Annotated in this window: 13 protein-coding genes; 6 read left to right on the top strand and 7 right to left on the bottom strand. The window is 33.8% G+C overall.

The genetic code is table 11. The features are described 5' to 3' along the window. Positions 1-145: 145 nt before the first annotated feature. Entirely contained in the window at positions 146-1,879 is a 1,734-nt protein-coding gene (ade, locus tag NYE52_RS16640; RefSeq protein WP_341194073.1) for an adenine deaminase, read from the bottom strand. A gap of 403 nt (positions 1,880-2,282) precedes the next feature. On the opposite strand from ade, the gene NYE52_RS16645 reads away from it, so the two are divergent. The 4 genes from NYE52_RS16645 to NYE52_RS16660 all read left to right on the top strand — a co-directional run bounded on the left by NYE52_RS16645 (position 2,283) and on the right by NYE52_RS16660 (position 4,269). Beyond that, positions 2,283-2,849 (top strand): chromate transporter, encoded by a 567-nt coding sequence (locus NYE52_RS16645; protein WP_341194074.1) that lies wholly within the window; start codon positions 2,283-2,285, stop codon positions 2,847-2,849. Positions 2,850-2,851: 2 nt separating this feature from the next. Continuing rightward, entirely contained in the window at positions 2,852-3,391 is a 540-nt protein-coding gene (locus NYE52_RS16650) for a chromate transporter (RefSeq protein ID WP_341194075.1), read from the top strand. 45 nt (positions 3,392-3,436) lie between these two features. Next, entirely contained in the window at positions 3,437-3,913 is a 477-nt protein-coding gene (locus tag NYE52_RS16655) for an Lrp/AsnC family transcriptional regulator (protein WP_341194076.1), read from the top strand. Between the two features lie 89 nt (positions 3,914-4,002). Continuing rightward, positions 4,003-4,269: a hypothetical protein gene (locus NYE52_RS16660; protein WP_341194077.1), complete on the top strand. Its 267-nt coding sequence runs from the start codon at positions 4,003-4,005 to the stop codon at positions 4,267-4,269. 505 nt (positions 4,270-4,774) lie between these two features. On the opposite strand, the gene NYE52_RS16665 is transcribed toward NYE52_RS16660, so the two are convergent. From NYE52_RS16665 to NYE52_RS16675, 3 genes are read right to left on the bottom strand one after another with little or no spacing between them, the layout of a single operon-like run. Further along, the gene (locus NYE52_RS16665) at positions 4,775-5,332 is read right to left on the bottom strand and encodes a 5' nucleotidase, NT5C type (protein ID WP_341194078.1); all 558 of its coding nucleotides are present in this window, start codon (positions 5,330-5,332) and stop codon (positions 4,775-4,777) included. Positions 5,333-5,352: 20 nt separating this feature from the next. Then, positions 5,353-6,453, bottom strand: a complete 1,101-nt coding sequence (gene ribD / locus NYE52_RS16670) for a bifunctional diaminohydroxyphosphoribosylaminopyrimidine deaminase/5-amino-6-(5-phosphoribosylamino)uracil reductase RibD (RefSeq protein ID WP_341194079.1) — start codon at positions 6,451-6,453, stop codon at positions 5,353-5,355. A gap of 11 nt (positions 6,454-6,464) precedes the next feature. After that, on the bottom strand, positions 6,465-7,202 hold the full coding sequence (locus NYE52_RS16675) for a GTP cyclohydrolase II (RefSeq protein WP_341194080.1): 738 nt from the start codon (positions 7,200-7,202) through the stop codon (positions 6,465-6,467). A 431-nt stretch (positions 7,203-7,633) separates the two neighbouring features. On the opposite strand from NYE52_RS16675, the gene NYE52_RS16680 reads away from it, so the two are divergent. Beyond that, positions 7,634-8,509, top strand: coding sequence for a TetR/AcrR family transcriptional regulator (locus tag NYE52_RS16680; RefSeq protein ID WP_341194081.1), 876 nt, complete (start codon positions 7,634-7,636; stop codon positions 8,507-8,509). Between the two features lie 92 nt (positions 8,510-8,601). Beyond that, positions 8,602-9,591, top strand: coding sequence for a potassium channel family protein (locus tag NYE52_RS16685; protein ID WP_341194082.1), 990 nt, complete (start codon positions 8,602-8,604; stop codon positions 9,589-9,591). 137 nt (positions 9,592-9,728) lie between these two features. On the opposite strand, the gene NYE52_RS16690 is transcribed toward NYE52_RS16685, so the two are convergent. The 3 genes from NYE52_RS16690 to NYE52_RS16700 form a co-directional block, all read right to left on the bottom strand. Beyond that, positions 9,729-10,061 (bottom strand): four-helix bundle copper-binding protein, encoded by a 333-nt coding sequence (locus tag NYE52_RS16690; RefSeq protein ID WP_341194083.1) that lies wholly within the window; start codon positions 10,059-10,061, stop codon positions 9,729-9,731. 154 nt (positions 10,062-10,215) lie between these two features. Then, positions 10,216-11,562 (bottom strand): glucose-6-phosphate isomerase, encoded by a 1,347-nt coding sequence (locus NYE52_RS16695; protein ID WP_341194084.1) that lies wholly within the window; start codon positions 11,560-11,562, stop codon positions 10,216-10,218. Between the two features lie 234 nt (positions 11,563-11,796). After that, complete coding sequence (locus NYE52_RS16700; RefSeq protein WP_341194085.1) at positions 11,797-12,960, bottom strand: iron-containing alcohol dehydrogenase; 1,164 nt, start codon at positions 12,958-12,960, stop codon at positions 11,797-11,799. Positions 12,961-13,158: the final 198 nt, after the last annotated feature.

Here is a 13,158-nt window from a genome sequence, read left to right on the forward strand (position 1 = left end):
TCTTAAAATCAAAAATAATAGAAAAAAACCCGAAATATTTTTCGGGTCAAATATATTTTAAGAGGGGAAACTCTTAACCTATTAATAGAGTATCGAATAATTATGAACAAATAATGAACAAAAGATTAAAAAATAAAAAAATCTATTAGCTATCGACTGCTACATCTTTATAAGAAAAAGAATGAAAGTCAAATAATCCTTTATCCGTTAATTTTAAGGTAGGAATTACCGTTAATGAAAGAAAAGATAATGTTAAGAAAGGATTAAAAGTATTATACCCTTCTAGAATCTCGACTTTTTGATTTAATGTTTTTAACTGTTCATAGAGTGTTAAATAATCTTGATCTGAAATTAACCCAGCTATCGGTAATGGGAGTGTTGCAACTACTACTCCTTCTGATACAACCACTATTCCTCCATTTATCTCCTGTAGCTCATTGATTGCTAACAATAAATCGTCATCGTTTGTTCCAACTGCCACAATATTATGGGAATCATGAGAAATGGTGGTAGCAACTGCCCCCTTTTTAAATCCAAATCCTTTTACAATCGCCTTTCCAACATTGCCAGTTTGGTGATGTCTCTCAGCTACTACCAACTTTAATTGATCTTCTTCCAAAGAGGTCCGAAAATATCCATTTTCCACTTTTACTTTTTCAATCACTTCATTTGTAACGATACTATTTGGAATGATTTCAATAATATGACATAAATCAGATGTCAAGGGAAGCTTTAAATCCTCCAATGAAAGCTTTGCACAATTAATTGCTGGCAAGTTAGGTTCAAGATAGTCTTGCTTAATAAATTTATCTTCTATTACTTTCCCATCCTTTACGACACATTCCCCATTTTTAAAAACACTATGAACGGTAAATTTTTTCAGGTCATCAACTAGAAGAAAATCAGCTTGATAGCCTGGAGATACTGCTCCAATTGAATTCAATTGAAAGCACTCTGCAGCATTTAATGTCACCATTTGAATGGCTATAATCGGATCTAATCCTTTTTCAATTGCTAAGCGTACGCTGTGATCTACGCTGCCTTCTTCCACTAAATCATCTACTAATTTATCATCTGTTACAAATAAGCATCTTCGCGAATTTCTCATCGTTACAGCGGGTAATAAAGCATTCAAATCTTTTGCAACAGTACCTTCTCTTATCATCAGATACATTCCTAAATCTAACCGATCTTTTGCTTCTTGTAGTGTTGTCGCTTCATGATCATTCCGGATATAAGCTGCACTATATACATTTAACTTTTCTCTTTCAATCCCAGCCGCATGGCCATCAATTAAGCGATTATGTTTTTGTGTCAACACCAGTTTATCCATCATATTCAAATTAGTTTCATATACAGAAGGAAAATCCATTACTTCTGCCAATCCCAGTACTCTTTCATGGGAATAAAAGGGCTCTAAATCATTTGCGTATAAGGTTGCTCCGTTTGAGTCCTCTGGAACAGCAGGCACACAGGAAGGTAGCATCACACGAATGTCTAACGGCAGGTCTTCGGATTTATCTAACATATACTGAATTCCATCTGCACCTGCAACGTTAGCAATTTCATGAGGATCGGTAATGACAGTTGTTACACCATGCAATAATAATACTTTCGCAAATTCCTGTGGTGTAAGCATACTACTTTCTATATGTACATGGGCATCGATAAGACCAGGAACTAAATATTTTCCTTCCGCATCAATCACTCGTTGTCCTTTATAGCTTCCAATCCCGGCAATTTTATCATCTGCAATGGCTACGTCGCCTTTCATTATTTCCCCAGTGAACACATTAACAATTTTTGCATTTGTAATCACGATATCAGCAAGTTCTTTTTTAGCAGAAACTCTAATTCTCTTTTCCAATTTTTCTCTCAAGTATAAGTACCCCCTTTTTTTAATTCTGAATATTCAAACTTTATAAATCAATACAATTATCCTACAACAGGAAGGCTGCTTTCGTATTGTAAATACATTATTAATTCGGCAATAAAAAAACTTAAGTACACTAAAAATTCAATTCATACGTCCAAGGAATGGTATAATGAATAGTTATTTACGAAAGATAGGGAAGATACCTCTAACTTTACATATATTTTTATCATTTTATTATATGTTGATATATTTTTCAATGCGCATTACACAATAACTTAACTTTCTATTAGTATTGATTTTACATATTATTTAAACACAATATCAAAAAACAGTGGTATTATAACTACGTATCGTAATGATGATTCTCTATATTATTACACTTGTTAAGAAAGGAGAAATAATTTACATGTATAAAGATTTAATTCTAGCCATGCTACGTTCAGGCATTTTTGGATTTGGTGGAGGACCTTCTGTAATCCCGTTATTTCGTCACGAAGCAGTGACAAAGTATAAGTGGATGGATAACGAAGAGTTTGGAGACGTACTTGCCATTGCGAATACACTTCCTGGACCGATCGCTACAAAAATTGCTGCCTATTTAGGCTACCATCAAAAAGGTACAGTAGGAGCTATTGTTAGCGTCTTAGCTCATATATTGCCGACTTGTTTAGCGATGGTATTTTTATTTTCCTTTATATCAATTCTTAGTCATTCACCAATAATAACAAGCATGATTTCAGCCGTTGTACCTGTAATTGCCGTAATGCTTGGCTTAATGGCATATGAATTTGGAGAAAAAGCAGTGAAGGGATTAGGAATTTATGTTGGTATTGGCTTAACCATTGTCTGTCTTCTCCTATTACAAACATTTTCTATTCATCCTGGTATTATCGTACTTATTTTTCTCACTTATGGGGCTTTTCATTTTAAATTAAAACATAAAATCCTACATAAAAAAGAAAGAGGACTATAAAGATGATTTTTGTTAGTATTTTTCTCAGTTTCCTTGTTGCAAACTTATTAGGATATGGTGGTGGTCCAGCTTCTATCCCTTTAATGTATGAAGAAATAGTTAATCGATATAATTGGCTATCCAACACAGAATTTTCCAATATGTTAGCATTTGCTAATGCATTACCAGGACCAGTTGCTACAAAAATTGCAGCCTATGTAGGCTATGGAGTAGGAGGCTGGGGCGGATTTGTTGTGGCCTTACTAGCAACGATTCTACCTTCAGCTATCGGACTTATCTTTTTATTAAAACTAATGAGGAAGCATAAAGACTCGATGATTGTTAAAGGCATGACCATCCTTGTGCAACCAGTTATTACTGCATTAATGTTGGTATTAACGTTTGAGATGTTTCAAGATTCCTATCACTCCATTGGGATTATTCAATCTGCAGCAATTGCATTAGTAGCTTTTTTATTATTGCAAAAATGGAAAGTACACCCCGCGATAGTAATTATTCTTGCCTTTCTTTATGGAGGACTTATCATTCCTCACCTGAGCTAAAATTTATAAAATGGAAAATTGATGAATTATTAGTTGGAGGTTTTTATGGATAAAAAATTTCATGTTCCTAATATCAAGTTAGATAAAATAGATCGCCATATATTGTCGCTACTTCACGAGAACAGCCGCATCTCTTATACCGATATTGGAAAAGAAATTGGGATTTCAAGAGTAGCTGTTCAAACAAGAGTAAATACCCTCTTCGAAAATGGCATCATTGAACAATTCACAACTGTCATTAACCCTTCAAAAGTCGGGAAAACGGTATCTGCTTTTTTTAATGTCGATGTGGAGCCTCAATATTTAGAGACCGTTGCAAAAACTCTCGCAGAGGATTCTGCGGTCACAAGTCTATACCATATGACTGGTCCGAGTAAATTACATATGCATGGCATTTTTATCGATAACCAAGAGATGGAATCATTTTTAACGAATAAGCTTTACGCAACAAAAGGAGTTGCGAGTGTAGACTGCCAAATACTTATTAAACGATATAAGAGCAGAATCGGAATGAAACTCTAAAGTTCTGATGAAAGAAGAAATAAATGCTAATAAAAAACAGCCTGAATAAATGCTTTAAAGGATTTCGTTTTCGGGTGCATTCTTATTAAATGACACAAGAATTGACGTATGAAATTGGCATACGTCTTTTTCCTTATTTTTCAACGTTTCTACGAAATTTCATTAACTTTGACAAAGCGATTGACATCATTATTATGATGGACAATAAGTATTGTACTATTAAAAAAACGGTCAAGTTTACTGTCATTTGTAGTACCATTTTGAGTACCAATTTTATTGATATTTGCTGCCGATTTCCGCATCTAGAATCGAGAGAGTTCGCACTTATCGGTTGGGAGATAAGGTTAAGCACCTAAGTTGAAAAATAGACGGAAAAATTCTGCTTATTTGGTAATTATTATTTAAAAAAGCTAAAATAGACGGAGAGATTCCGCCTATTGACTCGAAAAATGCGAAAATGGGAGGTTTTGCTTTGCATAATCGGAAAACCTACCCTTATTTACCCTGAAATAAGCTCCATTCTGTATATAACCGGAAAATCTCCGCTTATTTTCCTTTTGCTGTTTACTCGATTCAGGACAAGACACCTTAATTAAAAGGGAGTGAGTTTGATCCCATAATCCAAGGGACCCTCATTTTAAAGCATTACAGCAAACTGTATCACAAATAAGTGAGGTTTTATATAAATAAGGTTTTTGTATTCCTAATAAAGAAACTCGCCAATTGGCGAGTTTTCCTTTTTTATATACCAATAACGAAGTCAATACCACTGTCATTTTGTCACGTATTTTTAGAAATGCACCTCAAAACGGAACCCTTTATAAATGCTTTCAGACTGTTTTTTATTCTTGGAAAGAAAAACTAATATAATTGTTGTAGCTCTTTCCAATCTTTTATTCTGTTTAATTCTAGATGTTTATTATAAAGATGGTCTTTCACAAAAAGCTGTGTAGAATGATTTAGGAGGGTTTCCAGGACAGCGGGTTTATCGTCAAAATAATAATCTAACTCGATACTTTGAATAATTCTTATTTTCTCATGATCTTCCATTCCACAATAAAAATGATTATCTGTAATAGGAAAACCAATTTCCTTCATCCACTCTTTTGTTTTTGCAGCAAATTGTTTTTTTCGAGCAGTAATATAATAAACTTGATGACCATTATTAACTAGTGCATTTAAAGCTTCGACTGCTCCAGAAAAGGGAGAACAATTTGTAAAATAAATTTCTTCTCTTAGTGAATCCCATAGTTGCTTTCCTTCGATAGCAGTCAATCCAAAGGGCTCGTGAATTTCCACTGTTGCTAATGCATGAAAAATTTCTAATGGAATATTCTTTTTAAGCTTTTTATTATAAAGATTAAACGCATGCTGTCTTAAATTGATCAGTGTATCATCTATATCAAATCCGAACTTCATTTATTTCCTCCATATAGATACTATGCATTCCTATTAGGATAAGCAGTTATTTTAATATCTTCTCCTACCCACTCAGTCTTTTCAAAACGTAACGGAACCGCCTCATCTACTTTTTCAATATTTTCGCCTCTAAATGGCGTATAGGAATGAATACCGCCTACTATTTTAGGAGCAATATATACTAGATACTTATGAATTAAACCCTCGCGCATAAAGCTTGCATTTACCTCACTTCCACCTTCGAGAAGAATATCAGTAATTCCTAGCTTATATAATTGTTGTAAAGCATTATTTAAATCTAATTTTCCATTAATGGAAGGGATAGCTAACAAATCTACTCCCATTCCTTTTAATGCAATTGCTTTCTCCGAATCAATATTTGAAGCCGTAACAATTATCGTTTGTGCCTCTTTACAATTTGTTATATGAGCATCTAAAGGGGTTCGTAAATTCGTGTCCAATATAATTCGAATAGGATTTTTTGATGGTCCATCTAATCGGGTTGTCAATTTTGGATTGTCTGCTAACACTGTTCCAACACCAATTAAAATACCATCTACTTTGTTTCGTAAAACATGCACTTCTTTTCTTGCTGCTTCCCCGGTTATCCATTGACTATGACCAGTATATGTGGCAATTTTCCCATCCAAGGTCATTGCAACTTTCGAAATTACAAAAGGCGTTTCATGTATCATATTATGAATAAAACGCTCATTTAATTGCTGTGCCTCTTTTTTTAAAATACCAACTTCCACTTCTATTCCTGCTTCTCTTAAGATACCAATCCCTCGACCAGCAACTTGAGGATTAGGATCTTCTGTTGCAACAACCACTCTCTTTACTCCTGAATTTTTAACCAGCAGTGCACAAGGAGGTGTTTTGCCATAGTGCGAACAAGGCTCTAATGTAACATAAAGCGTTGCATCTTTTGCATGGTCTCCTGCCATGTTAAAAGCATGAACTTCAGCATGTGGCTCTCCAGCCTTACGATGAAGACCTGTGCCGACAATTACTCCATCCTTTACTATTACAGCACCTACTACTGGATTAGGATTTGTCTTTCCAAGGGCTGATTCTGCAAGTTCCAATGCCATTCTCATATAATCTTGATCATGCTTCATACCTATGCTCCTTAAATGGTCACTGTATTTTTCAAAGGAATATGACCAGATTTATTCACTTTCGTCTTTAAATAATTCTCATTAAAGGATGAAACATCTCCCCATAAGGGAACATTTTCTTCTGCTGTGAGCCCAAGTTTCTTAAGTGCCTCCAATTTTTTCGGATTATTCGTAATTAATTTCACCGGTTTTTGACGAAGAGATTGAAGTACTTTTATAGGAGCTTCATAACTTCTCATATCATCTGGAAAATCAAGAGCAATATTTGCCTCAACGGTATCAAGGCCATTTTCTTGCAAAAGATACGCTAGGGATTTTGTAAATAACCCAATGCCTCTTCCTTCATGATTTGCTAAATAGAAGAGTGCGCCACTTCCGTTTTCTACTATCATTCGCATCGATTCTCTTAATTGATAACCACAATCACATCTTTTACTTCCAAAAATGTCACCTGTATGACATATGCTATGCATACGAATTAAAGCATTTTCTTCATTAGAAAAGTCTCCGTATACTAGAACAGAGGATTGCTGATAATCAGCTAGATCTAAAGACGGTAACGAACGTAGAACTTCTTCTTTCGTTTGATTTTTATTTATTGGTAACCACGTATACCACTGAAAGGTAACTACTTGATCGTCCAATTGAACCGGCAGCTTAACTGGACCAACTAAACTTAAATTTTGCTCTTCGTTAAATGCGATTATTTCCATTTTATTTTGAAGAAGATCCATAATATTTTGATCCATCCGAAAATCTCCTTTATTGTCTGTAGTATTCTTTAATCTGTATTAGTAATATAAATATATCATTTAAAATATTTTCACCTAAATAGTTAGTAAAAAGGATTAAATTATTTAGCCCCTTCTACTTACTATATGTAAGTAAGTTTATTATCATAAGGATGTTGCGTCAAGTGAATAGCTTTTAAATTATTTAAAACCAATTGGATTACTCAACTTTTCAACTTGAAATCTCACTGATAACTGTTATCATATAGCAAATAATTCATTCGTACAATTCAAACCTCCTATGCATTGTTACAACGATTACTTCGGGAACTCCATTCATTGATTTTTCTCTTTATATACTATATAATTTGACTACTCAGTCATGAATTCAGAAAAAATTTGACCAACTAGTCACAACATCGCTTCCTATAAGCACTGGAGGAAAATACGTGAAAGAAAAAGAAAAAATAATTATTGATTCAGCCATTAAGTTTTTTGCTCAAAAGGGTTTTTCTTCAACATCTGTACAAGAAATTGCAAGCGATTGTGGTATATCGAAAGGCGCATTTTATTTATACTTCAAGTCAAAAGAGTCACTTCTTTATAAAATCTTGCAATATTACTACGATGAATTAATCAAAACCTTTGAGGAAATCAGTCTAAAATCTATCCCAGCTAGAGATAAATACATGGAACAGCTTACCTTTATGTTCAATCACGCCTTAAAGCATAAAGAATTTATCATCATGCAATCCAAAGAACAGGCAATCCCATTAAATAGCTCTATTAAAGATTTATTAGTACAAATGCAATCAGAAATGCAAAATTATAATCTTAAGGGTCTCCATGCAATTTATGGAGAAGAAAAGAAGAATTATCTTTTAGACCTTCTGATGATACAAGAAGGACTTGTTCATTCTTTTTTGAAGATAGTAATTTTAGAATCATCTAATATTTCAACGAAAGATATTTCTCATTATCTTTTAAAAAGATTAGATTCCATTATAACGGATATGGAAGCAAATGACGAGCCACCTCTCTTTACCAATGATTTTCTTAAACATATTATTAAAAAGCCTAAAATCAACTTTATAGAAGATAGCTATCAACACCTATTAGATGCTGTTACTTCTATCCAAAGGAAAACCGAGTATATTTCTCATAAACAAGAGATCGAGGTAACAATAGAGGTATTAATGACAGAAATCCATGCCGATGAGCCAAGAGTACCTATTATTAAGGGAATGCTTTCTAATTTGAACGGTTATGAAGACTTGAAGGAAGAACAAAAAACAATTGCTGAATTTTATCATATCGCACTGTAAATATATCTCGATAAAAAAACTTTCATATGATTATGAAAGTTTTTTTATTGGTCAATAATGCAAAGGATAACAACTTTAAGAGGTGTCAAACTTTGCCTAATTCCATACTTTCTAGATTCTTAAGATTACCATTAAGTATACGTGTATTAACCATTTCTCTTTCTATTATTATCCTATTCGGATTCTTTATCACTTGGATTGAACCAGAAACATTTCCCACTTTATTTGAAGGAGTCTGGTGGGCAATTATTACAACCTCTACAGTAGGATATGGCGATTATGCTCCCATTACGATTTTGGGAAGAATAACTGGCATGTTATTAATTTTATCTGGGGTAGGATTCCTATCTACTTATTTAGTGACATTAGCAACAGCTGCTGTAGCAAAACAAAATGCCTATCTTGAAGGAAAAACTACTTATAAAGGACAAAACCATTTGATAATCATCGGTTGGAATGAACGTTCAAAGCTAATGATCCACTCCATTATTAAAGATAAAGAAAATATTCCAGTTACCTTAATTGATGAATCCTTAGCAACTAATCCAGTGCCTGAAATGATTCATTTTGTTAAAGGAAACTCTAATTTAGACAGCGTTTTGTTTAAGGCGAATATAATGACTGCAAATAAGGTTATTATAACAGCCGATCAAAACAAAGAAGAGTTGCAAGCAGATATGCATTCGATTTTAACTTTACTCGCAATAAAAGGGTTGAATCCTACTGTCCCTTGTATCGTTGAAATACTGACAGCAGAACAAGTACAGAATGCGAAAAGAGCTGGAGCTGATGAAATTATTGAGACAAATAGTCTTACAAGCTTCGTTATGCATAATAGCTTAAATTCACAAGATACGATGATTGCATTTCTAGAACTTTTAAATCAACTAAAGGATAAAAAGCTCCAATTTATTCCTCTAAAAAATATAAACGAAGAATTAGTAGATTATTTGACATTGAACAATTATTTATTAGCAAATGGTAAGTTATTATTAGGAGTGAAAAGAGGGGGATCTAGTTATCTGAATCCTAACCCTTCCTTTGTATTTGAAGAAAAGGATGAATTGATTATTATTACTTAAATAGTTTTCCATGGCTTGCTAGCTAGCAGCAAGCCTCAGAAAACAACTATATAAAACATAGCCTTATTAATTAATCCAAGTCTCACAAAAATAAGCGCTTATTTCAAGGATTTTACTCTTCCATCAACAATCTATCATTATGCTTCTAAAAATGTTTTACAAGCACTTGCACATTCCCTACAAATTTCTGCACAGTATTGACAGTGACGATGTTCATGCTTTTCACATTCACGGGCACAATCCTCACAAACAGAGAGACAAATTTCTGCAAACTCTTTAGCGTATGGAGATTTTCTAATGATAGCTTGTTCTAAATAACTACAAAATTGAATACATTCCCTATTCGTATGAATGCAATCTATCATTGGTGCATTATTTTCTTCTGCTAAGCATTCATTTAAGCAGTGGTTACAAACTATCATACATTCCTGCAAGGATTTTATTAGTACTTGTTCTTTTTCAATAAGCATAAGTTTCTCCTCCTTCTACCCGTTTCTATTTATTTAACCTTTCAAAAAATCTTTAAACCTTTAGAAAAAGGAATAGAATTTTATCGGAGAAGCTAAAAAAAGCTATCGGGACTCCTTTTTAGAAGTGTACCGATAGCTTTTTAAATACTATTGATTATAAACGACTTTCTAATTCTGCTTTCTTCTCTTCAAATCCTGGTTTACCAAGTAACGCAAACATATTTACTTTGTATGCTTCTACTCCTGGTTGATCAAATGGATTTACCCCTAGTAAATAACCGCTGATCGCACAAGCTTTTTCAAAGAAGTATACAAGATATCCGAACGTATACTCATTCATTTCCGGAATGCTAACAATTAGGTTTGGTACTCCACCATCTGTATGTGCAAGAAGTGTTCCTTCAAACGCTTTGTTGTTAACAAAATCTATAGTTTGTCCAGCAAGATAATTTAAGCCATCTAAGTCATTTTCTTCTGCTTCAATTACTAGCTCATGACGAGGCTTGTCCACTTTTACAATTGTTTCAAAAATGTCACGACGACCTTCTTGAACATATTGTCCTAATGAATGTAGGTCAGTTGAGAAGTTTGCAGAAGAAGGATAAATACCTTTTTGGTCTTTTCCTTCGCTTTCGCCAAACAATTGCTTCCACCATTCGGAGAAATATTGCAATCCTGGTTCGTAGTTAATTAACATTTCAATTGTTTTTCCTTTATTATAAAGAACATTACGAACTGCTGCGTATTGATATGCAATGTTGTTTTTCAATTCTGATGTACCGAAATCAGTTCTAGCTGCTGCTGCACCTTCCATCATTACTGTAATATCAGCGCCGCTCACAGCAATCGGTAATAAGCCAACTGGTGTTAAAACAGAATAACGTCCACCAACATCATCAGGAATAATAAATGATTCATATCCTTCTTCTGTCGCTAGCGTTTTTAACGCGCCTCTTGCCTTATCAGTAGTAGCATAAATTCTTGTTCTTGCTTCTTCTACACCATATTTTTGTTCTAATAATTTACGGAAAATACGGAATGCAATTGCTGGTTCTGTAGTTGTTCCAGATTTAGAAATAACATTGATAGAGAAATCTTTATCTCCAAGGAAATCAATAACATCACTCATATATGTAGAGCTAATATCTTTCCCAATAAAGATAATTTGTGGTGTGTTTCTTTTTTCTTTTGGTAAAGAATTATAAAAGCTATGATTTAGCATTTCAATCGCAGCACGAGCTCCAAGGTAGGAACCTCCGATACCGATTACAAGTAAAACTTCTGAATCACTTTTAATTTTTTCTGCCGCTTTTTGAATACGTGCAAATTCTTCTTTATCATAATCTACAGGAAGATCTATCCATCCAAGAAAATCGCTTCCTTGTCCAGTTTTTTCATGTAAGGAATGATGGGCAACTTTTACTGCATCTTCTAAATATGTAATTTCGTGCTCTCCAAAGAAACTTAATGCCTTTGAGTAATCAAAACGAACGTGTGTCATAAATTGATCCTCCAATTATAATATTTATTTATTACTCCTCTTCCACTTTATCGGAAGTAGAAAAAGGAATCAAGAAAGAACTCGTGTTGAAAACGGATACATTATCTTTTTTTTTCATTTTTCACCAATTTTTCAATTTTAATTTAACTTTTTCAACAAGAAGAAAAGGAATACGATAAATCCAGTTAAAAACCTACAAACAATTTAGCTAAATTATTTGTAGGTTTGTTTCTTTTATAGAGATGCTTTATAAATTGCTAAAACATCCTTGTCATTTAACACTTTAAAATTACCAAATCCACCGTTTGTCATTGCTTTTTCGACCATTAAATCTAGTTTACTATCATCAATGTCGTAATCAGCCAAACGAGAAGGAGCTCCTAAGTCATTCCAAAATGCACGTAGCTTTTCAATTCCCTCAAGCCCAGCTTCCTCTGCTGTTTTCCCTTCAGGATCTACCCCAAATACACGAACAGCTAATTGTTTAAAGCGTTCTGGTTTTACAGATAAATTATGTTTCATCCAATTAGGGAATAAAATAGCAAGCCCTCCACCATGAGGAATATCATACACCGCTGAAACAGCATGCTCAATATTATGTGAAGCCCAATCGCCACGGTATCCCATATTAAGCATTCCATTAAGAGCCATCGTACCACAATATAAAATAGCAGCTCGATATTCATAGTTTTCTAAGTCATTAACAAGCTTTGGACCAAACTCTATAACCGTCTTCAATACAGATTCACACATATAATCTTGCAGTTCTGTATGTTCTTCTAAGTGGAAATAATGTTCAAAGACATGAGACATCATATCTACAATTCCATAAATCGTTTGATCTTTAGGAACTGTATATGTATTTTCCGGATCTAGAATTGAAAACACAGGGAATGTAAATGGGCTTCCCCAGCCAACTTTTTCTTGCGTTTCCCAATTTGTAATAACAGAGCCTGCATTCATTTCTGATCCTGTTGCAGCGAGTGTTAGAACTGTTCCAAACGGTAAAGCTGCTTTTGGAGCTGCTTTTTTCGTAATAAACTCCCATGGGTTGCCATCAAACTTTGCACCTGCAGCAATTGCCTTAGTACAGTCAATAACACTTCCTCCACCAACAGCTAAGATAAAATCGATTTCTTCTGTTTTACAGATATCAACTCCACGCTGTACAGTTGTTAATCGGGGATTTGGCTCTACACCTGATAATTCAAATACTTCTTTGCCATTTTCGTTAAGAATAGTCATTACTTTATCGTATAGACCATTTTTCTTAATACTTCCTCCCCCGTATACTAAGAGGATTTTCTTTCCAAACGAGGCTAATTGATCTTTTAGTTGTTCTAATTGACCTTTACCAAAAATAAGTTTTGTTGGATTATAAAAAACAAAGTTTTCCAAATAAATGCCTCCCATTCTTTATGAAGAATTAGTAATGTAAAACCTAGCGTATGACTTATTATTAAACAAACTTCTATGAAAATCAAAAGATTAAGCTTAAGGAGCCGACAAATAGTATATGTCTCCCTTGGATTACTTATCCCATATTAACGACAACAATTTGGAGAAACCCCCTTATTTTTGTCACTATTATTTATT

Source organism: Niallia sp. FSL W8-0635 (assembly GCF_038007965.1).
Taxonomy (GTDB): domain Bacteria; phylum Bacillota; class Bacilli; order Bacillales; family Cytobacillaceae; genus Niallia.

Excerpts from the sequence above, each read along its gene's own strand:
- NYE52_RS16645 (WP_341194074.1), top strand. The coding sequence starts at position 2,283 with ATGTATAAAGATTTAATTCTAGCCATGCTACGTTCAGGCATTTTTGGA.
- NYE52_RS16650 (WP_341194075.1), top strand. The coding sequence starts at position 2,852 with ATGATTTTTGTTAGTATTTTTCTCAGTTTCCTTGTTGCAAACTTATTA.
- NYE52_RS16655 (WP_341194076.1), top strand. The coding sequence starts at position 3,437 with ATGGATAAAAAATTTCATGTTCCTAATATCAAGTTAGATAAAATAGAT.
- NYE52_RS16660 (WP_341194077.1), top strand. The coding sequence starts at position 4,003 with ATGACACAAGAATTGACGTATGAAATTGGCATACGTCTTTTTCCTTAT.
- NYE52_RS16665 (WP_341194078.1), bottom strand. The coding sequence starts at position 5,332 with ATGAAGTTCGGATTTGATATAGATGATACACTGATCAATTTAAGACAG.
- ribD (WP_341194079.1), bottom strand. The coding sequence starts at position 6,453 with ATGAAGCATGATCAAGATTATATGAGAATGGCATTGGAACTTGCAGAA.
- NYE52_RS16675 (WP_341194080.1), bottom strand. The coding sequence starts at position 7,202 with ATGGATCAAAATATTATGGATCTTCTTCAAAATAAAATGGAAATAATC.
- NYE52_RS16690 (WP_341194083.1), bottom strand. The coding sequence starts at position 10,061 with ATGCTTATTGAAAAAGAACAAGTACTAATAAAATCCTTGCAGGAATGT.
- NYE52_RS16695 (WP_341194084.1), bottom strand. The coding sequence starts at position 11,562 with ATGACACACGTTCGTTTTGATTACTCAAAGGCATTAAGTTTCTTTGGA.